Source organism: Salinarchaeum chitinilyticum (genome assembly GCF_055390775.1).
This window is the reverse complement of record NZ_AP043888.1, coordinates 151,882-169,628: the sequence shown is the minus strand read 5'-3', so window position 1 is coordinate 169,628 and position 17,747 is coordinate 151,882. Positions and strand designations below refer to the sequence as shown.

Sequence of the window (17,747 nt, the reverse complement as noted above, 5' to 3'; positions counted from 1 at the left end):
TGAAGAAGCGCCGGTGCTGACCCCGAAGTTAGATCGGGGCAAGCCGGAAGCAGGTCGCCGTCACCCCGAACCAGACGACGATCCCCACGAGGAAGGCGAGGTCGTTGGCGATCACAGCCGTGAGGGCGACGGCACTTCCGAGTCCGACGGCGAAGCCCAGACCGATCGAGAGCACGACGCCGACCGCTTTCAGGAGGAGTTTCCCGGGCTCCAGCCGCGGCGTCCCGACCGCGCCGCCGTTCGATCGGAGCTCCGGGGGCAGGTCCCCCGGCGACGCGGTCGCTTCAGTATCGCCGCCCGGATCGTCATCGGCACCCGACGTCGCGTCTGCGATCGCTTCCTCGATGGCCGACCCGACCGACCCTCCGTCGTCTCCGTGGTCGCTGTTCCACCCCTCGTCGGCAGCCGTCGCCGAACCGGTGTCCTTCTCGGTGAGATCGGCAGAGCAGTGCATGCAGTACGCCGACGTCACGCCGATCGGTTCGCCACACTCCGGACAGACGAGGTTCTCATCGGACACGCGTAATCACCAGAAACGTGGTGCTGGATGGCATCGGTCGGACGCTATCGAACAGCGATACGCCGCGCACTTCGTTCTTTGCACCGGTCGACTGCGAAACGATCCGTCGGATTCGCCGACTCACTCCTCGGCGATCCGGCTCGTGCCCGGCGGGAGGAAATGCTGGATCAGGTCGGGGCTCGCCACCTTTCGTACGAAACTGGTGTCGGCGAAGCGGTCGCGGAACTCGCGGTAGATCCGCTTGCCGACGTCGCCCTGGGCGAACTTTCCCGGCTCGACGCGGATGGTGGTCACCGATCGGTCTGCAATCGACTCCGGTGGCCCGCCGATCACGCGGGTCTCGGGTTCGCACTGGATGCCGACCGAGCAAGCGACCTCCACGTCGTCGTAGTAGGTGCGGTCGCCGCGGATCGCGAAGCCGCCTTTCTCGAGGAACTCGCCGCTTTCCGGCGTCTTCGAGACCTGATCGTGGTCGACGGCGTAGACGTCGCCGGCGAACTTCCCCTCCTTCCAGATCGAACTGTGGGTTACGGCGAAGCGCGCCGCCTCGCGCTCGGCGGCCTCCGGAATCTCGACGTCCGCCCCGGACTCGCTGGGATCTGCGGCTTTCAGGATCGTGACTGGGCCGCCGTGGGCCTGGGCGTGCAGGAAGCGATCGCCCGGTTCGAGGTACTTCTGGACGAGTTCCTCGTTCTGGTCGGCGTCGCGGCCACCGATGACGAGGAAGCCCTGCGAGGTCCGGACCCAGCGGAAGCGGTCGTACCACCAGTCGCGGCTCCGGACCGGAATCGAGGGCATGTCGAGCCACTCCTGGTCCGAGCGACCGTCGTCTTCCTCCGCCTCCTCGTCACCCTCGTCGGATCGTTCGTCGTCCTCCGCTTCGTCACGAGCTTCCCACTCCTCGCGGCGGTCCTCGATCTCCGCGAGCCGCTCGCGGGTGTCCTCGATCGCAGACTCCGCGCCGGCCTTCTTCTCCTCGACGGCCTTCGCTTCGGTGTAGAGCCGGTCGGCGTTGTGCTCGACGCCTTCCTCGGCCTCGATCCAGGCGGTGTGTTGCTCGGTGTCGTCGCCGTCGTCCTCGCCGTCGCTGGCGTCGGTCGCGTCGGTCTCGAGCGTCACCCGGATCCGTGCGTTTTGCGGGTCGACGTCGTCGACGATTGCGGCGGCATCGAACCCTCGTTCGGCGCCCTCCGCGAGGCGTTCCTCGACCGCGTCCCAGTCGTGACCTTCTTCGCGAGCCGCGCTGACGGTCCGGAGGAGTTCGTCGACGAGGTCGTAGTTCGCGTACAGCGCCTCCGCAGCGGCCCGCAGGTCTTCGGCTTCGGCTTCGAAGCCGACGATCGCCTCCTCCTGCTGGGCGATGATCCGCTCCTGGGTCTCGATTTCGCCCTCGAAGTCCGGACGATCGGGCTTGCCTGCGCTCTCGCCGGCGTCGGATTCCGCTCGCTGGAGTTCGTGGAAGTACGCGTCGACCGCCGCGTTGAACGTGTCGTGGGGTTCGCTGGCGAGGGTCTCGTGGTCCGCGAGCGGAACCGGCGTGACGTCGACCGGTGGGCCACGTTCGGGTGCGTTCCCGTCCGAGCCGCCTCCGCCCGTTCCGTCGGCTCCCCCGTCTTCGGGCGGATCGTCGTAGTAGACGCGCGGGTCGAGGTCCGCCGTCGAGAGCGCCTCTGCAAGCCACTGGAGGGCGTCGTAGAGCGGCTCGTAGTCCTCGTCGTCGGCCTCCTCGATCGGCAGTTCCTTCTCGACGCCGGCGCGGGCGCACAGCTCCTCGGCGTACTCGCCGCCCAGATCGAGCTGTGTCGCGAGCGTCCGGACGACGTCGGTGTCCGAGTCGTTCATGTGCTGGACGAACCCGTCGTAAGACAGCGAGAGCGGATCGACGCGCGCGTCGGGATACTCGTACTGCGACCCCGGGGCGACGGTCCGGGAGTGTAGCCGAACCGTGTCGAGGCTATCCACGACGCTCCCGTTGTCGTCGAGGACGGCGATGTTGCCGTCGCCGAACAGCTCCGCGACGATCGAGGTATCCGAGTCGGTGCGTTCGAAGTCGAGTTTGACGATGCGGTCGAAGCCGTGCTGCTCGATGCCCTCGAACGTCGCGCCGGACATCCGGTTCCGGATCATCTTCGCGAAGTTCGGCGGGCGATCGGGCGCGTCGGGTACGAGGTCGGGGTCCGCGACGTGGATCCGTTTCTGCTCGCCGACCTGAATCAGCAGCTCCAGCCGACCGCGGTCGTGATCGCGTAGCCGCAAGCGGAGGAGGCCGTCGTCGTAGAGGTACGCCTTGTCGACGATCGCGCCCTCGTAGCTACCCAGCTCTCCGATCAGGGCGCGGAGGTCGACGCTGGCGAGTTCCCGCTTGGGCTCCATGTTCGATGGGTCCCCGTGGTCCCGGAAAGGCGTTCCGTTCCAGTCGGTAGCTCACCGTCGCCGATTCGAGGTGGTGCGTCTCGCCCGCGAGCTCACGTGCCCCGGTAGATCGCCCAGTAGGCCGTCCCGTTCCATCGGACTACCCACATCGTGAGCCCGTCCCCGTCCTCGGTCTTGATCGGCTCGTCGTCCAGTAGTGTGTGAACGATGGCGTCGAAGGCGTCGCGGTCGGCGTCGGCCCGTTTGCTCTTGCCGTCGATCGCCGCTTGCACGACGTCACGCTCCGAGTCCGTGAGGTTCCGGAGTGCGGTAGCACGCTCGCGGCCGAGCCACTCGCCTAGAGCTTCGGCGGAGCCCCACGAATTCTCGATCGAGTACTCCTTCCGCCTGGTTGCGACGGTCCGGTCCCGCACGTGGATTCTGTACCGCTCGCCCGCTCTCGTGAGAAATTCGCCGTCGGCGTCTCCGAGCATCGAGGACGAACCCTGGTCCGTGCGGCTCACTCGGCTCCCGACGCCCGCAATGGTGACTCCGTCACCGAAGGGGTCACTGTCGACTGATCCGTCGCCCGAGGACTCTTCGCCGGGCGATCCGTCGCCGGACGACTCGAACGCCTCCTCCAGCACGGCGCGATCGGTTGCGGGCAGCTCCGTCGCCGCTATCGTCGAACCGCCGACAGATCCGGCAACTGGTTCGAACCCGAACGCACGCCCGATCCACCGCTCCGATGCCTGTGCGACCGAGAGTTCGTGGTAGCTGTCGTCGTCGGTCGCGACGAAATCCCCATCAACGAAGGCAGAATCCGGCTCGGTCCCGGAGACGGATCCGTACGATTCCAGCGCGTCGATGAGTGGGCCGCGGTCGTGATCGGTAACCGCGGCCCTGTCCGCGAGCGCTGCCGGGTCGAGGGCCTGGAAGTCGAGATACTCGTACGCCATTCCCCAGCAGCCAGCGAGAGCGGCGACGCCGGCGGCACCCGCAACGCCCAGCAGGGATCGCCGACGTGGTCCGTCCTCGGTGTCTGCAGGCACCCGTTCAGTATCGGCAACGCTGACTGAACGTCCGTCTTCACCGTCAGTCATCGCTGCTCACTTCCGTAGTGTTCCAGCCCGTCGATGGCGGCGAAATACGTCTCACCCTCGAACTGGACGACGAGCGTGTCGCTGCGGTCGTCGAGTTGCCACTCGGCGTCCAGCCGCTGGTAGAGGGCTGCGAACCCGCTGTCGTCGGTTCCGGTCTCGTACTCGCCGTCGATCGCCGCCTCGACGACCTCGCGTTCCGCTGTCGAGAGATCGGTCAGCGGAACCGCTCGTTCCGAGCGGAGGTAGCCCCCAAAGCGCTCGGCGTCCGCCGCGACCTGCTCGGCCGCGATCGTCGCGATTCCGGGAATGACGTGGGTGCGCTCGGTGTGGACCCTGTAGATCGATCCCTGCTGCGAGATCGCCGCGTCGTCTCCGCCGACGAACGTCGACCGGGTTCGGTCCGTCTCGTCGTAGATACGTGTCGTGGAGACGGCGAATGAGCTCTCTCCGTCGGACGATTCCCCGGACGCTGCTTCGGAGTTTATGTCGAACGCGTCGTCGACGACGGCCTGGTCGATCGCCGGCAACTCCGCGATCGGCGTCGGATCGCCCACGGTCTCGCCGTCACTGCTGGGCTCGAACCCGATCGCGTACTCGATCCAGGTCGGTCCCGACGGCTGCACGTCGAGTACGTAGTACGAACCGTCGTCGTGTCGCTCGACGCTTCCTTCGGGATAGGCAGCGGGCGCAGTCGTCATTGCCCGGTCCGCGGCGAGGGCGTCGTCGAGAATCTCGCCGGGAACGTCGTAGGGGTCGTACACCGATTCGGCGAGTTCGCGGTCCGAAACCGTGCGGAGATCGAGGCTCGCGTCTCGAGGGGTGCGCCCGGTGCTGAAGGACACACAGCCCGCGAGGGAGCCGCCGACCGCCACGCTACCGGCGAGTACTGCTCTTCTGGAGGGCACGACCTCGCCTCGTCGGAGTTATGGAATAAGTTTTCTGTTTGTCAAATCGAACGAAACGTCACACCGTGCGGCCGACCATCGATCACACTGGGCAGTACGAATCCTCCAGCGAGTCACTCGTACGCTGGGATTCCGGTCAGGTCTTCGCCGAGAATCAGCGTGTGGATGTCGTCGGTCCCCTCGTAGGTGTACACCGTCTCCATGTTCGCGGCGTGGCGCATCGGCGGATAGTCCGTCGTGATCCCGTTCGCGCCGAGCATCTCGCGGGCCACCCTGGCCTGATCCCGCGCGACCCGGACGTTGTGTCGCTTCGCCATCGAAACGTGCTGGGGCCGCAGCTCGCCGCGTTCTTTGAGCTCCGCGAGTCTGAACGCCATCTGCTGGGCAGTCGTGTGCTGGGTCGCCATCTCCGCGAGCTTCGACTGCTGGAGCTGAAACCGTGCGATCGGGCCGCCGAACTGCTCGCGATCGGTGGCGTACTCCCGCGCGGTCTCGAAGCAGTCCCGCGTCGCACCGACCGCGCCCCACGCGATGCCGTAGCGGGCCTGCGTGAGACAGGAGAGCGGCCCCTTCATCCCCGAGACGCCGGGCAATACCGCGTCCTCGGGGACTCGAACGTCGGAGAGTGAAAGCTCGCCGGTACAGGAGGCACGCATCGAGAGCTTGCCCTCCTGCTCGCTCGTGTTGAGCCCGTCTCGATCGGCGTCCACGAGGAATCCGCGGACCGTCCCAGCGTCCCCGAGGTCGCAATCTTCTGCGAGTTTCGCCCAGACCAGCGCGACGTCGGCGATCGGCGCGTTCGTGATCCAGGTCTTGGTTCCCGAGAGGACGTATCCCTCTCCGTCGTCTGCTGGTTCCGCACTCGTCTCCATCGCCGAAGGGTTGGAGCCGTGTTCGGGCTCGGTCAGGCCGAAACAGCCGACGGCGTCGCCGCTGGCGAGATCCGGAAGCCACCGATCCCGCTGGGCTTCGCTTCCGTAGTTCGCGATCGGCCACATCACGAGCGCGCCCTGGACGCTCGCCATCGAACGGATGCCGGAGTCGCCGGCTTCGAGTTCCTGCATGAGGAGGCCGTACGCGCGCTCACCGACGCCGGGCAGCTCGCCGACGTCGAGGTTGGGCGCGAAGAAATCCAGCTCGCCCATCTCGGAGATCAGGTGCTCGGGAAACTCCCCGGCCTCGTACCAGTCGCCGACGTCCGGTCGGACTCTATCGTCGACGAACTCGCGGGCGGTGTCGCGGACGAGGCGCTCCTCCTCGGTCAGCTCCGCCGCCAGATCGAGGTAATCCAGCATGCTGTCCCGGTGGGCCCCCGGTACCAAAAAGTACCCGTCGCCGTTCGTGGGCAGCGACCGCCAGTATCGACCGTCGGTGGATCGCCGAAACCATCATGCCAGTGGCGGGCATCCGCGCAGTCGATGGACGTTGACCTCCACGACGAGCTGGACGCCGACGCCTACGACGAGCTGGTCGAGAGCCTCGCAACCGACGCGGCCGCGGAGCTTCCGATGCGAAACCGGTCCGACGCCGTCTGGGATACCGTCGGCGCCGTCGTCCCGCAGATGACCGACGCGGTCTGTGAGCGCGTGCTGGCGCTCGCTGACAGCGAGCCCCGGGCTGAGCTCGTCGAGCAGGTGACCGCCGAGCGTGGCTCCGACGACGCGGAGACGCTTCGCGCGGAGGCGCTGACGGCACTCGTTGCCGACGTGGAGGCCCGACTCGCCGAGATCGACGACGAGTAGCGGCCGCCGCGTCGACTCCGTCGCCTGTGTCCGCCCTGGTGACACAAGACCCTTGTACCGATCTCGTCGTTGTATTCGACAGATGGCGCTCCCGGGATCGGATCGACCGCTCGTCGCCCAGCTATATCCGGTGCCCTGGCTGCTCCTGCTCGTCCCCGTGTTCTTCGGGCTCCACGACGTTCAATCGTACTTCGGGGCGACCGTAGCACCGCCAGGGATCGATCCCGAGAGCGCCGTCGGCGTGAACTACGAAGTGTACTACTACGCCGTGGACGAGCTCTTCGCCGGCGGGAACTTCTACGACGTCTCACCGCCCGGTGAGAGCGATTTCTACGAGTACCTCTACCCGCCGATCACGATCCTCCTCTTCGTTCCTACCCAACTCGTCTCACCCACAGCGGGCTACTGGCTCTTCCTCGGCCTGAACGCACTCGCTGCCGTCGCACTGACGGTGTTCGCCGTTCGGTACGTCGAGGACCTCGGCCGGCCGCTGGGATGGATCGACGTCGCACTCGTCTTCGCTTTCTGCTATCTCGGCTCGCAGATGGTGGTGAACTTCTTCTACGGCAACGTCAATCTCCTGCTCGGTGCGGGCGTCGCCGCCGGAATCTACCTGCTCGAAGTGGGAGACGATTCGGCGCGACGGCAATCCGTCGCCGGTGGACTGTTCGCGACCGTCGCGCTGATCAAGGTCTTCCCCGCACTGCTCGGGCTCTACCTCCTGCGGATTCGAGCGTGGTGGGCCACTGCATCGGCGCTCGCCGTCGGGATCGGCGGATTGCTCGCTGGCGAGTTGCTCTTCGCACTGGGACCATTTGGCTGGGACACTGGCGATCGCGCTTTCGGATTCGGAATGACCGAACGGTGGCTCAGGGAGGCAGTGATTCCACGGAGCGACACGAAGCTGTTCATGGGCGGGTTCCCTGCAGACGAGACGTTCTACGTGACGATCCAGCGTCCGCTTTCCCACGTCCTCTGGGGCGTCGTCCCCGGTTCCCCGGAGTGGCTCACCACTGCGCTCGTCCTGGGGTCGTTCGCGATCGGGCTCCTCGTTGCGGGCCTCGCGCTCCGTCGGCTTCCCACCCGCCTGGACCGGCTGGTCGGCGCGTTCGCGGCTGCGGCGGTCGCCGTCACGGTCGTGCCCTCTCTCCAGTACTACGTCGCCCTGACCTTCCTGCCGGTGATCGTCCTCGCGTACGTTCTGGATCGACACCCCGCCCGGATCGTCTTCCTCGTCGGCGGGTTGCTCCTGGCGTACGCCGTCTGGCCACCCGGTGTGTTGGAGGATCTCTCGAGCTACCCGGCCCCGATCCAGTTCGTCCTCGATCCGATCGCTACGACCGCTACGACACAGCTCCTCGGACTGGCGGTCATGCTCCTCGCCTGTGGGATCGTGAAGCTCGGCTACTTCGACGACGATTCCCTTCCCGAGGGGGCGACCGACGCGCGGCCCGCCGGGCCGCCGCTACGCGAGTGGCTCGAAGCGCGCGGGCTGGACCTCCCGGGCACCTGGGATCCGACGGAGCGATGGACCGCCGGCACGGGAGAATCCGCCAACGAGTAGGGGCGCCCCCAAACCCACGCTCGCGGACGGAAAGACAGTTGACCCCCGGCCCGGAACGAACGATCATGCGAATCGCCGTGCCGAACAAGGGGCGCCTCCACGAGCCGACGATCGAGCTGCTCGAACGCGCGGGGCTGCACCTTCGCGACGGTGCCGATCGGAAGCTCTACGCCGACACCGTCGATCCCGACGTCTCCGTCCTGTTCGCCCGTGCGGCGGACATCCCGGAGTACGTCGCCGACGGCGCTGCAGAGGTCGGGATCACCGGCCGCGATCAGATCGCGGAGGCCGATCCCGACAACGTGGCCGAACTCCTCGATCTTGGCTTTGGCGAGTGCCGGCTCGTGCTCGCTGCGCCGGAAGAGGGCGGCATCGAGCAGCCCGAGGACGTCGCCGGCGGCAAGGTCGCGACGGAGTTCCCGACGATTACCCGGAACTACCTCGACGAGGAAGGGATCGACGCGAAGGTCGTCGAGGTCACCGGCGCGACGGAGCTGACGCCCCACGCCGGGATGGCCGACGCCATCGTCGACATCACGTCGACCGGGACGACGCTGCAGGTCAACCGTCTCGCGATCGTCGACGAGGTGCTCCAGAGCTCCGTCCGGCTGTTCGCTCGAAACGACGCCGCGGACGACGAGAAGGTCGAGCAGATCGCCACCGCGATGGAGTCCGTACTCGACGCGGAGGGCAAGCGCTACCTCATGATGAACGTCCCGCGCGACAAACTCGATGACGTTCGCGAGCAGATTCCCGGACTGGGTGGGCCGACTGTGATGGACGTCGCCGAGGGCGACGGTGCCGACGCTGGAAGCAGCGCGGGGGCCGAATCCGCCGGTGCCCAGGAGGACATGCTCGCCGTCCACGTCGTCGTCGACGAACGGAACGTCTTCGAGACGATCACGAACCTGAAGGCCGCCGGAGCGAGCGGGATCCTCGTGACCGAGATCGAACGGCTCGTCGAGTAGACCGCCAGTAGTTTCGCGAATCGTGCGTGCGTTCGGCCGTTATACCGTGAAGAGGCTGATAAGGCTCGCTGCGAGCAAGACGCTCACGACGAAATGGCCGAGCGTGACCAGCGCCGCCATGCGGCGGTCGAGTTCGTAGCTCCACCCGATGACCAGATAGTCCGCTGGGATCGCGACGAGCGGAACCGCGAGCGGAGCGAGGACCGGCATGGTCGACTCGGCGGCGAAGCCGACCACGACGCTGATCGCTGCCGGAACCGGTCCGACGAGGAGCGCCTCGAAGACCGAGGCGTCCTCGAGGACGTACGTCGCCGAGAGGTGGACGGTCAGCGTGTAGAACACGGTCGCAACCAGAAACGTTCCGACCGCCTGCGCCGCGACGTCCGCGAGTGCCATGACCGGATATGGCGCCACCGCGGCCTTGGCACTGACGATCGGCGACGGCCCGACACGACCGAGACAGCACCGGCTCGGGTTCGACACGCGAGCACGGAAAAGTTACGGCGAAAACGGGTCCAGAGCGTCGGTGCGAAGCAGACTGGACAGTTTCGGAAGCGATCGGATGCGCTGTCGGGTCGTTACTCCAGCAGGCCGAGGTCCTCGAGCCGGTTGACGATTTCGTCGACGGCGTGCTCGGCGTCTTCGGGCTGCTTGCCGCCGGTGATGACGAGTTTGCCGGAGCCGAACAGGAGCGCGACGACTTCGGGCTCGTCGAGCCGGTAGACGAGGCCGGGGAACTGCTCGGGCTCGTACTCGATGTTCTCGAGACCGAGGCCGATCGCGATCGCGTTGAGGTTGAGATTGCGACCGAGGTCGGCGCTCGTAACGATGTTCTGGACGACGATCTCGGGGTCGTCGTTGACGTCGATCTCGAGCTCGCGGAGTTTGTCGAAGACGATCCGCAGGCTCTCGTGGACGTCGTCCGTGCTCTTCGCGCCGGTGCAGACGATCTTCCCGGAGCGGAAGATCAGCGCGGCGGACTTGGGCTCCTGGGTGCGATACACGAGGCCCGGGAACTGCTCGGGATCGTAATCGGCGCCCTCGAGGTCCATTGCGACGCTCTGGAGGTCGAGCTCCTGGCCGATCCCCGTGGAGGCGACGACGTTCTCGATATTGATAGTATCCTTCGGGTCGGTCATAGCCACACTTTAAGAAGCGTATTTAAGGCTTATAAAGGTTGGTGCCACGGAGCCATCTGCCACTGGACGACCTCGTTGCTGCCGAATGCGCGGGGATCCAGAACGGGGTCGAAATCCGACGAAAGCGTCGGATTCAGCCGGCACGGTGATGCGCCGTCGCGTCTCAGTCTGCGCTCGGATTCACAGTGGCGACGGCGCGGGGCAGCCCCGGCCATCCGTCCGCCCGCCAGCGCACGAAGGCCAGACCAGCCAGCACGAACTCAGCCCAGAAGTACGGGGCGTCGAGCGAATCCTCGAACATCGCGACGATGGACGGCGGCGTGTCGTACCCCTCGACCTCTAACACTGGCCAGAGGACGTATCGCCAGGTGCCGTTGCCCCAGAGTACGGGCAGCACGTCCAGCGCGAGGTGGGAACAGAGCGCGAGGGCGACAGCAAGGCCGAGCCCGGTCCGACCCAGCCGTCGCGCGAGGAGGACGGCGAGCACGCAGAGCGGCAGGATCACGAACAGCGAGTGACCGAGCGAGCGACCGGCGGGCAGGACCGGCACGAACCACGCGAAGGGCTTGTCGACGAGATCGGGGAGCTGCGACGCGACCAGCACGACCACTACGAACACCGCGTCAGGTTGCGGGAGCCACTCGCGTTCGGCACCGATGCTGGCGAGGAGGTAGGCGCCCGCAGCGTGTCCCAGCGGCCACATACCAACACGATCGGCTGAGAACAGGAAGTACGTGACGGTCCCGTGATTGAAACGGGCGGCCGATGGCGTGGTTCCGGAGGCCGTGGACCAAATCGGATCCCGCCGAACACCGCCACGCTCAAATTCGACCCGGGCCACTCTCGGGCGTGTACTGGCTGGAGTTCGCTGGCGAGGACGACCCCTTCGCCGCGCTGGAGGCGACGGCAGCCGCCAGCGACGTGTCGATTCTCGCCCCCGGGATCGCCACGGCGAGGGCGATCGTCGCCGATCGCGCCGCAGGACTCGCAATGACGCGGGCGGTCGGGTCGGTCGTCGGCCACACCGATGCCAGCGTCGAGAGCGCACGGGCCCTGCTCGAAACCGCGGCGATCGACCGCGAGGGGACGGTCGCGGTGCGAGCACGGGACGTCCGGGGCTCCGCCTCGATCGATACCCAGCGTGCAGAGCGCGAGCTTGGCGGTGTGCTCACCGATCGCGGGTTCGCCGTCGATCTCGACGACCCGGATCACGTCCTTCGCGCGCTGTTCGCGAACGGGGAGCTAGCACGGGATCCGGCCAACAGGGACGCGGGCGAGGATCCTCTCAGCGTCGAAGCGGCGGGCCGGATCGGCCTCGCCGGTAGCGCCGACGACGCGGACGTCTGTCTGCTCGGCTGGGTCGACGTCGAGCGCGACGCGACGTTCGGCGATCGCGCGCCGACGGACCGCCCGTTCTTCCAGCCCGGCAGCATGGATCCCGCGCTGGCGAGAGCGCTGGTGAATCTCGCGGGCGCTCGGCCGGGCGCGACGATCGTCGATCCGATGTGTGGCACAGGTGGGATCGTCCTCGAGGCGTCGCTGGTCGGATCGCGGGTCGTGGGCGTCGACGCCCAGCAGAAGATGGTTCGCGGGACGCGGGAAAATCTGGGGGAACTGGCTCCGGCCGACGGGGATTGGGAAGTTGTTCGGGGTGACGCGCGGCGGCTTCCGCTCGCCGCCGACGCTGCGGACGGGCTCGTCGTCGACGTTCCGTACGAACGTCAGTCCGCTGTGGCGGCGGACGATCTGGACGATCTGGTCGAAGGTGCGCTCTCGGCTGCGAGCGGTGTCGCTCCGCGGGCGATCGTCGTCGCCGATCGATCGTGGGTCGACGCCGCGGAGTCTGCCGGCTGGACCGTCGAGTGTGTCCATCGACGGCGCGTGCATCGGTCGCTGGTTCGGTCGATTCATCTTCTGAAACGGGAAGAGCGTCTGTCGGGTCCGTAACCGGAACAGTTCACGGAAGCCCCCTCCCACTCGACCGGCCGCGGCTCGCTGTGCTCCTCGCTCGGTCGCTTCGCTCCCTCACTGTGGTGCTTACGTCGCCGGGGCCGGATCGACCGGTCGGCCCCTTCCGGAGCCCCACCCGAGTGAATCTGAACAGGTCTTAGTGCGATGGACTGTCGGTCGAACCTCGCTGTGAGCGACTTTCCATGCTACACTCTGTTGACCGTCCCACGGAGCTACACTTGGCTCGACAGTCCGCGGGTGGGACTGGAAGGGGCCGACCGCTCGGCGATACCTGACGACGTAAGCACCGCAGCCGACCGTAGGGAGGCGAGGCGCGCAGCGAGTCAGGATCGTCGAGCGGGAGGGGGCTTCCAAGGTGGTCTTTGTAATGGCGGATCATTCTCTGTTCAGCTCCACTTTCGGGACGCGCTGAACAGACTTTTCTCCCCCGGGAGCAAGTGACCGCGCATGCAGCAGTATCTCGATCTCGTCGCGGACGTCCTCGGTGAGGGTACCTACAAGCCCAACCGGACCGGGGTCGACACGATCGCCGGCTTCTCACAGCACTACGAGGTCGACCTTCAGGACGGGTATCCGCTCCTCACGACCAAGCAGATGGACGGCTTCCGCTGGAACTCGATGCTCCACGAGGTGCTCTGGTACCTCTCCGGGCAGGAGCACATCCGCGAGCTTCGCGAGGAGACCGGCATCTGGAACGACTGGGCCGACGAGGAGGGCCACCTCGATACGGCCTACGGCCGATTCTGGCGACGATACCCGATTCCGGAGGACGACCAGCAGCTCGCGGGGGAGTCATGGCCCGACGACGCCCACCGTTGGGTGACGGTGGAGGAATCCGACGGCGGTGAGGAGCGCCGCGTCTTCGACCAGATCCAGTACGTGCTGGATTCCCTCGAAGAGAAGCCCAACACCCGCCGGCTCGTCGTCAACGCCTGGCACCCCGCCAATGCGGCGGTCTCGACGCTCCCGCCGTGTCACTACACTTTCGTCTTCAACGTTCAGGGCGATCGGCTGAACTGCCACCTGACCCAGCGCTCGGGCGACGTCGCGCTCGGTATTCCGTTCAACGTCGCCGCCTACTCGTTGCTCACTGAAGCCATCGCCCAGCGCACCGGCTTCGAACCAGGCACCTTCTCGCACACGATCGTCGACGCTCACGTCTACTGCGGCAGCGGCGATCGCGGCGAGTGGTACGAGGAGAATCTCGAGGAGCTCCAAGAGCGTCTGGCCGAGGTCGGGGAGCGCGGCGATCCCGAGAGCGCCCGCGGAGAGGATCGTCTCGTCAGCGAGGGCTACCGCGAGGTCCGGGAGTGGATCGTCCGGAATGCGCCCCCGGAGGTCGAAGATGACGCCGGTTCGGACCACGTGCCCGAGCTACTGACCCAGCTGACCCGCGAGCCGCGCGAGCGGCCCGAGATCGAGATCGCGAACAAGTCCCTGGACGAGCTGGAGTTCGAGGACATCCAGCTCAAGGGCTACAGCGCTCACCCGGGCCTCTCCTTCGCGGTCGCCGAGTGAGATGGCGGACGAACCCACAGCTGACGCCGGTTCCACCGATTCGGCGGATTCCACGAGCGACGAGCTCGAGATCTATCTCATCGCCGCGGTCGCCGCAAACGGCGTGATCGGCAGCGACGGCGAGCTCCCCTGGGACATCCCCGAGGACATGGCCCACTTCAAGGCGACCACGATGGGCCACCCGGTGATCGTCGGTCGCAAGACCTTCGAGAACGTCCTCGCGGGGCTCGGCGGACCGCTCCCGGGGCGGACCAACGTCGTGCTGAGCCGGTCCGATCCAGATCTTCCCGATGACGACTCGATCGTCGTCGCGGAATCGATCGACGCCGGTCTCGATGCCGCCAGGGACGCGGCGACGGAACTGGGCGTGGATCGTGCGTACGTCATGGGTGGCGCCGCCGTCTACGACGCCCTCCTCGAACGTGCCGACGGGATGGTGCTCACCGAGATCGAAGCGCCCTACGGGGGCGAGACGACGTTTCCGGGATGGCCGCTTGACGAGGAGGAGTGGACCGAGATCGAGCGCGACGCGCGCGACGGCTTCGCGTTCGTCACCTACGAACGGATGGGCGAGTGAGCGTCGACGATCGGCGTACGAATGGGGCCGTCAGCTAACCGCTGGGCTTCTCAGTCCGCAGTCGTTTTCGATCCCTAGGGCCGGCCGAGTTCGGCGAGGAAGTGCCCCAGTTGGATCCGTTCGTTCGAGCCTTCCGTCAGGTCGAGATCCACGTCGCCGGCGAGCCGGTGGAGCTCCGCGAGTCGATCGCCGTCGTAGCGGCTCCGACCGACGTCGAGGACCTCCTCGAGGACCTCTCGACCGGATAGCCCCTCGTCGACGAGCAGATCGTCGAGTTCGCTCCGGGCGTCCGTGAACTCGCCGGCCTCGGCGGCGTCGAGCATCGTCTCGATCCGGTCTTCGAGACCGACGTCCTCCAGCGCCTCGAACACGGCGTTCATCGTGATTTCTCCCTCCGACTCCGCGGTAGTCTGGGCGATCAGGATCGCCTCGCGGAGGTCGCCGTCGGCGGTGCCGGCAACGAACTCGAGGCCGTCGCGTTCGTAGGCGGCATCCTCGGCGCTGGCGATTTCCTCGAGAATATTTGCGATCTCGTCGGTCGTCGGCGCGGGCATCGGCACCGCGAAACACCGGGAGCGTAGCGGCGGAATGAGCTTCGTCGGCTGGCGCGTCGCGATGACGAACTGCGTGTTGCGGTGATACTGTTCCATCACGCGGCGCAGCGCCTGCTGGAAGTCCTCGCGGATGCCCTCGGCGTTGTCCAGCAGCACGGTCTTGTACTCGCCGGTGACGGGCGCGTAGCTCGCGGACTCCTTGAGGACGTGGTTGATCATGTCCCGCTTCGAGAAGTCCGATTTGCCCTGAAGGAAGGATGCGAACCGGTCGTCGTTCTTGATCTCGGTCTTCGTGCGGGCGAAGAAGTCCGCTACGTTGATCTCGATCAGGTCCGAGTCGGGCTGCTCGTGGGCCTCGTCGGCCATAGCGCGGACCGCAGCGGTCTTTCCAACGCCGGGCGGGCCGTGGACGAGGAGGTTGACGGGATCCTCGACCGCGCGGTCGAACTGATCGCGCGCGAGCTCCTGTCGCAGGTCCTCGATCGCAGGGGCGTGGCGCTCCGTCCACAGCGGCGAATCCATCGCTCAGGGGTAGTCGGTGGGTGCCCAAGTATCGGTCGGTCCAGGGCGGTGTCCGTTCGGCGGTACGCCCGCAAATCGACGTGAACGCTGGATCCACTGAATCGCCCGACGGAGCCGTTTTGCGCGCGCCAAACGGCGAGGCGCCGCCGTCGTTCGGCGGTTCGCGTGCGCCAAAACTGGCTGGGGGTTTAGGAGCCTGCTCGCAGTAGGACTGCCCACGATGTCGACCCTCCAACCGTGGATCGAGGAACGGCTCGATCCGAACCTCGACCACAAGCTCACCCAACGACACGTCGTCGAGACGATGCTCGAGGCCGAGCGCCCGTTCTTCTCGGTCACGCAGCTCAAGGCGCGTTGCAAGCCCGACGTGAGCGTTGAAACCGTGCGGAACCGGCTCGACGAACTCCGCGAGATCGACGTCGTCGCCGCCGAGACGTATCCGGACTCGATCGTGCTGTACTACGTCAACCACCCCGAATCGAACTGGCCGCTCTCCCCGGAGGGGCACGCTGCGTTGACCACGACGAATCCGCTCGATCGGCTCTCACTGCGCGACTTCCTGACGCTGCGCGACCCGGCAGGAATCAGGACGCTGGTGCTCGCCGGGCTCCAGCTCAGCCTCCTCACGTTCTGTCTGGGCGTGGTGTTCAGTATCCTCGGCGTGAGCGATCTCGTCACCAGCTCGCAGTCGTTCTGGACGACGGCGGGCTCGCTGTTCCTCGTTTCGGTGGCGTTGCTCGTCGCCGAGCGCGTGGCGCGCTGGCTGCGTGGCTGGAGCGGCGGATCGGGCGGCCTGTCAGAAGACGGTCGCTCGACGATTCGATGACGGTCCGAAGGCGCATCGATTTCCAACGGAATCAGCATCGATCTAACGAATCAGCATACGACGCATCCAACTGAGATTCAATCACCATGGCAACGACGACTCACACCGAGACGCCCGGACCGGAACTCCTCGAACAGCGCTCGATCCTCGGCATCTTCGTCCACCTGTTCGCACTGATACCGTTCGGCGTCGTCTTCGTCCTCGGCACGTACGCGTTCTCGAACCACCCCTACACGACCGAAAACGCCCGGAACGCACTCAACTGGCACCTGACGATCACCGGGCTGTTCGTGGTCCTGTTCCCGCTGGCGCTGTTCGTGTGGGACGTCTTCGTGATTCCGGCAGCGCTCGTGTTCATCTTCGGGGGCATGCTGTCGTGGCTCTTCGGTCTCGTGGCACTGGGCAAGGCGATCTTCGGCACGGCCTGGAAGTATCCGATGGCACCCGAACTGCTCTGAAACCCTACAACGGAACGGGTACCGTTGGACGCTCGGTCGGGTCGTTCGATCGAGTCTACTCCCGCCGGACGCCGGTCACGATCGTCTGATCGTGATCCGGGAAGACGTCGCGGACTGCGGCGTCGCCGTCGCGCTCGGCGAGCAGCGCCCGGAGTTCGCCCTCGTAGTCCGCCCGCTGGATCTCCTCGCTCGGGCCGACGGTGACCTCGAGCGTCGCGTCGACGAGCCGATCGACAGCACTGCGACCGAACCCCGAGAGCGGGGCGACGTAGTCGATCCCGCGACGATCTTCGAGGCTCTGGGCGAACGCCCGGGAGACGGTCGGGACCCGATCGTCGCGACGAGTTCCGTCCGCGATCGCGTCGTAGTCGAGTTCGGCGACGGACTCGAGGGCGTGTTCGTGGACGGTCTGGATGGCGTTGCGGGGGAACCCGTCCTCGCGGAGCTGGTCGACGGCGTCGTCGGCGACCTCGCGGTCCATCTCGACGCGCTCGAACTCGTGGCCGATCCGATCGGCGGCCTCGGCGGCGTGCTCCCAGTCGTCCGTGACGCCGAAGTGGGCGGTGACGAGCGTGAGGTCGTAGAAGTCCTCGAGGAGCAACGCCGCGAGGGTGGAGTCCTTGCCGCCGCTGTAGAGCAGTGCCAGCGAGCCAGCCGTCATGATCCCACCCCCATCTGTTGCCAGCCTATCGGCGCTTGACGTCGAAGCTCTTCGAATCGGGCTTGAGTTCGGAGAGTAGCTCCTTCATCTGGTCCTCGTCGATGCGCCCCTGCACGCGGCCGCTCCGGGCCAGCGCGAGCACCTGCTGCTCGACCTGTTCGCCGAACTCCGGCTTGGACATCTTCACGGTGTTGAGCCGCTTGCGCGCACCGTCGGTGAGGTGCTGGCGCAACATTGCCTTCTTCTGGGCCTCGGCGGACTCCTGGCGAGCCTGCTGGGCCTCGGCCTGGTCCTCGCCCTCGGCCTGGTCTTGCAGCTCCTGAAGCTTCTTCTCTCGAAGATCGTCGATGTCCTCCTCGTTGCTCAT

Annotated in this window: 19 protein-coding genes; 8 read left to right on the top strand and 11 right to left on the bottom strand. The window is 66.6% G+C overall.

The window, feature by feature from the left end; all coding sequences use genetic code 11:
• Window positions 1-28: 28 nt before the first annotated feature.
• From ACZ5KP_RS00860 to ACZ5KP_RS00840, 5 genes are all read right to left on the bottom strand, one after another.
• Complete coding sequence (locus tag ACZ5KP_RS00860) at window positions 29-520, bottom strand: hypothetical protein (RefSeq protein WP_460918952.1); 492 nt, start codon at window positions 518-520, stop codon at window positions 29-31.
• Between the two features lie 120 nt (window positions 521-640).
• Entirely contained in the window at window positions 641-2,893 is a 2,253-nt protein-coding gene (rqcH, locus tag ACZ5KP_RS00855) for a ribosome rescue protein RqcH (protein ID WP_460918951.1), read from the bottom strand.
• 92 nt (window positions 2,894-2,985) lie between these two features.
• Window positions 2,986-3,975 carry a hypothetical protein gene (locus tag ACZ5KP_RS00850; protein ID WP_460918950.1) on the bottom strand — a complete coding sequence of 330 codons (990 nt, stop codon included), beginning with the start codon at window positions 3,973-3,975 and terminating at the stop codon, window positions 2,986-2,988.
• Window positions 3,972-4,880, bottom strand: a complete 909-nt coding sequence (locus ACZ5KP_RS00845) for a DUF7979 domain-containing protein (RefSeq protein ID WP_460918949.1) — start codon at window positions 4,878-4,880, stop codon at window positions 3,972-3,974. The genes ACZ5KP_RS00850 and ACZ5KP_RS00845 overlap by 4 nt, the downstream gene beginning before the upstream one ends.
• A 113-nt stretch (window positions 4,881-4,993) precedes the next feature.
• On the bottom strand, window positions 4,994-6,175 hold the full coding sequence (locus tag ACZ5KP_RS00840) for an acyl-CoA dehydrogenase family protein (protein ID WP_460918948.1): 1,182 nt from the start codon (window positions 6,173-6,175) through the stop codon (window positions 4,994-4,996).
• Between the two features lie 123 nt (window positions 6,176-6,298).
• Here ACZ5KP_RS00840 and ACZ5KP_RS00835 point away from each other — a divergent pair, with 123 nt between their 5' ends.
• The 3 genes from ACZ5KP_RS00835 (at window position 6,299) to hisG (ending at window position 9,154) form a co-directional block, all read left to right on the top strand.
• Window positions 6,299-6,622 carry a hypothetical protein gene (locus ACZ5KP_RS00835; RefSeq protein ID WP_460918947.1) on the top strand — a complete coding sequence of 108 codons (324 nt, stop codon included), beginning with the start codon at window positions 6,299-6,301 and terminating at the stop codon, window positions 6,620-6,622.
• An 82-nt stretch (window positions 6,623-6,704) separates the two neighbouring features.
• Window positions 6,705-8,186, top strand: coding sequence for a glycosyltransferase family 87 protein (locus ACZ5KP_RS00830; protein WP_460918946.1), 1,482 nt, complete (start codon window positions 6,705-6,707; stop codon window positions 8,184-8,186).
• Window positions 8,187-8,251: 65 nt separating this feature from the next.
• Window positions 8,252-9,154: an ATP phosphoribosyltransferase gene (gene hisG / locus ACZ5KP_RS00825; RefSeq protein WP_460918945.1), complete on the top strand. Its 903-nt coding sequence runs from the start codon at window positions 8,252-8,254 to the stop codon at window positions 9,152-9,154.
• A gap of 39 nt (window positions 9,155-9,193) precedes the next feature.
• Here the strand turns inward: hisG and ACZ5KP_RS00820 are convergent, their stop codons facing one another.
• The 3 genes from ACZ5KP_RS00820 to ACZ5KP_RS00810 form a co-directional block, all read right to left on the bottom strand.
• Window positions 9,194-9,550, bottom strand: coding sequence for a DUF7473 family protein (locus ACZ5KP_RS00820; protein ID WP_460918944.1), 357 nt, complete (start codon window positions 9,548-9,550; stop codon window positions 9,194-9,196).
• Between the two features lie 182 nt (window positions 9,551-9,732).
• The gene (locus ACZ5KP_RS00815; RefSeq protein WP_460921074.1) at window positions 9,733-10,293 is read right to left on the bottom strand and encodes a TATA-box-binding protein; all 561 of its coding nucleotides are present in this window, start codon (window positions 10,291-10,293) and stop codon (window positions 9,733-9,735) included.
• Between the two features lie 163 nt (window positions 10,294-10,456).
• Window positions 10,457-10,996: a metal-dependent hydrolase gene (locus ACZ5KP_RS00810; RefSeq protein ID WP_460918943.1), complete on the bottom strand. Its 540-nt coding sequence runs from the start codon at window positions 10,994-10,996 to the stop codon at window positions 10,457-10,459.
• 146 nt (window positions 10,997-11,142) lie between these two features.
• Between ACZ5KP_RS00810 and ACZ5KP_RS00805 the strand changes: the two genes are divergently transcribed.
• The 3 genes from ACZ5KP_RS00805 to ACZ5KP_RS00795 all read left to right on the top strand — a co-directional run bounded on the left by ACZ5KP_RS00805 (window position 11,143) and on the right by ACZ5KP_RS00795 (window position 14,359).
• Window positions 11,143-12,240, top strand: a complete 1,098-nt coding sequence (locus ACZ5KP_RS00805; RefSeq protein ID WP_460918942.1) for a methyltransferase domain-containing protein — start codon at window positions 11,143-11,145, stop codon at window positions 12,238-12,240.
• Window positions 12,241-12,711: 471 nt separating this feature from the next.
• Window positions 12,712-13,782 (top strand): thymidylate synthase, encoded by a 1,071-nt coding sequence (gene thyA / locus ACZ5KP_RS00800; RefSeq protein WP_460918941.1) that lies wholly within the window; start codon window positions 12,712-12,714, stop codon window positions 13,780-13,782.
• Between the two features lies 1 nt (window position 13,783).
• On the top strand, window positions 13,784-14,359 hold the full coding sequence (locus ACZ5KP_RS00795) for a dihydrofolate reductase (RefSeq protein WP_460918940.1): 576 nt from the start codon (window positions 13,784-13,786) through the stop codon (window positions 14,357-14,359).
• A gap of 74 nt (window positions 14,360-14,433) precedes the next feature.
• Here ACZ5KP_RS00795 and ACZ5KP_RS00790 read toward each other — a convergent pair whose 3' ends face one another.
• Complete coding sequence (locus tag ACZ5KP_RS00790; RefSeq protein WP_460918939.1) at window positions 14,434-15,435, bottom strand: AAA family ATPase; 1,002 nt, start codon at window positions 15,433-15,435, stop codon at window positions 14,434-14,436.
• 220 nt (window positions 15,436-15,655) lie between these two features.
• Here ACZ5KP_RS00790 and ACZ5KP_RS00785 point away from each other — a divergent pair, with 220 nt between their 5' ends.
• A complete protein-coding gene (locus ACZ5KP_RS00785; RefSeq protein ID WP_460918938.1) occupies window positions 15,656-16,261 on the top strand; it encodes a hypothetical protein in 606 nt (201 codons plus the stop codon).
• Between the two features lie 86 nt (window positions 16,262-16,347).
• Window positions 16,348-16,719: a magnetosome magnetite crystal formation protein family gene (locus tag ACZ5KP_RS00780; protein WP_460918937.1), complete on the top strand. Its 372-nt coding sequence runs from the start codon at window positions 16,348-16,350 to the stop codon at window positions 16,717-16,719.
• Between the two features lie 55 nt (window positions 16,720-16,774).
• Here ACZ5KP_RS00780 and ACZ5KP_RS00775 read toward each other — a convergent pair whose 3' ends face one another.
• Together ACZ5KP_RS00775 and ACZ5KP_RS00770 are read right to left on the bottom strand one after the other, a co-directional pair.
• Entirely contained in the window at window positions 16,775-17,380 is a 606-nt protein-coding gene (locus ACZ5KP_RS00775; RefSeq protein ID WP_460918936.1) for a DUF7411 family protein, read from the bottom strand.
• 25 nt (window positions 17,381-17,405) lie between these two features.
• Window positions 17,406-17,747 (bottom strand): DNA-binding protein, encoded by a 342-nt coding sequence (locus ACZ5KP_RS00770; RefSeq protein WP_460918935.1) that lies wholly within the window; start codon window positions 17,745-17,747, stop codon window positions 17,406-17,408.

What these genes read in the sequence shown, in the direction of transcription:
- rqcH (WP_460918951.1), bottom strand. Translation starts at nt 2,893, where the DNA reads ATGGAGCCCAAGCGGGAACTCGCCAGCGTCGACCTCCGCGCCCTGATC.
- hisG (WP_460918945.1), top strand. Translation starts at nt 8,252, where the DNA reads ATGCGAATCGCCGTGCCGAACAAGGGGCGCCTCCACGAGCCGACGATC.
- ACZ5KP_RS00815 (WP_460921074.1), bottom strand. Translation starts at nt 10,293, where the DNA reads ATGACCGACCCGAAGGATACTATCAATATCGAGAACGTCGTCGCCTCC.
- ACZ5KP_RS00820 (WP_460918944.1), bottom strand. Translation starts at nt 9,550, where the DNA reads ATGGCACTCGCGGACGTCGCGGCGCAGGCGGTCGGAACGTTTCTGGTT.
- ACZ5KP_RS00840 (WP_460918948.1), bottom strand. Translation starts at nt 6,175, where the DNA reads ATGCTGGATTACCTCGATCTGGCGGCGGAGCTGACCGAGGAGGAGCGC.
- ACZ5KP_RS00790 (WP_460918939.1), bottom strand. Translation starts at nt 15,435, where the DNA reads ATGGATTCGCCGCTGTGGACGGAGCGCCACGCCCCTGCGATCGAGGAC.
- ACZ5KP_RS00785 (WP_460918938.1), top strand. Translation starts at nt 15,656, where the DNA reads ATGTCGACCCTCCAACCGTGGATCGAGGAACGGCTCGATCCGAACCTC.
- ACZ5KP_RS00775 (WP_460918936.1), bottom strand. Translation starts at nt 17,380, where the DNA reads ATGACGGCTGGCTCGCTGGCACTGCTCTACAGCGGCGGCAAGGACTCC.
- ACZ5KP_RS00780 (WP_460918937.1), top strand. Translation starts at nt 16,348, where the DNA reads ATGGCAACGACGACTCACACCGAGACGCCCGGACCGGAACTCCTCGAA.
- ACZ5KP_RS00810 (WP_460918943.1), bottom strand. Translation starts at nt 10,996, where the DNA reads ATGTGGCCGCTGGGACACGCTGCGGGCGCCTACCTCCTCGCCAGCATC.
- thyA (WP_460918941.1), top strand. Translation starts at nt 12,712, where the DNA reads ATGCAGCAGTATCTCGATCTCGTCGCGGACGTCCTCGGTGAGGGTACC.
- ACZ5KP_RS00850 (WP_460918950.1), bottom strand. Translation starts at nt 3,975, where the DNA reads ATGACTGACGGTGAAGACGGACGTTCAGTCAGCGTTGCCGATACTGAA.
- ACZ5KP_RS00770 (WP_460918935.1), bottom strand. Translation starts at nt 17,747, where the DNA reads ATGAGCAACGAGGAGGACATCGACGATCTTCGAGAGAAGAAGCTTCAG.
- ACZ5KP_RS00835 (WP_460918947.1), top strand. Translation starts at nt 6,299, where the DNA reads ATGGACGTTGACCTCCACGACGAGCTGGACGCCGACGCCTACGACGAG.
- ACZ5KP_RS00830 (WP_460918946.1), top strand. Translation starts at nt 6,705, where the DNA reads ATGGCGCTCCCGGGATCGGATCGACCGCTCGTCGCCCAGCTATATCCG.
- ACZ5KP_RS00795 (WP_460918940.1), top strand. Translation starts at nt 13,784, where the DNA reads ATGGCGGACGAACCCACAGCTGACGCCGGTTCCACCGATTCGGCGGAT.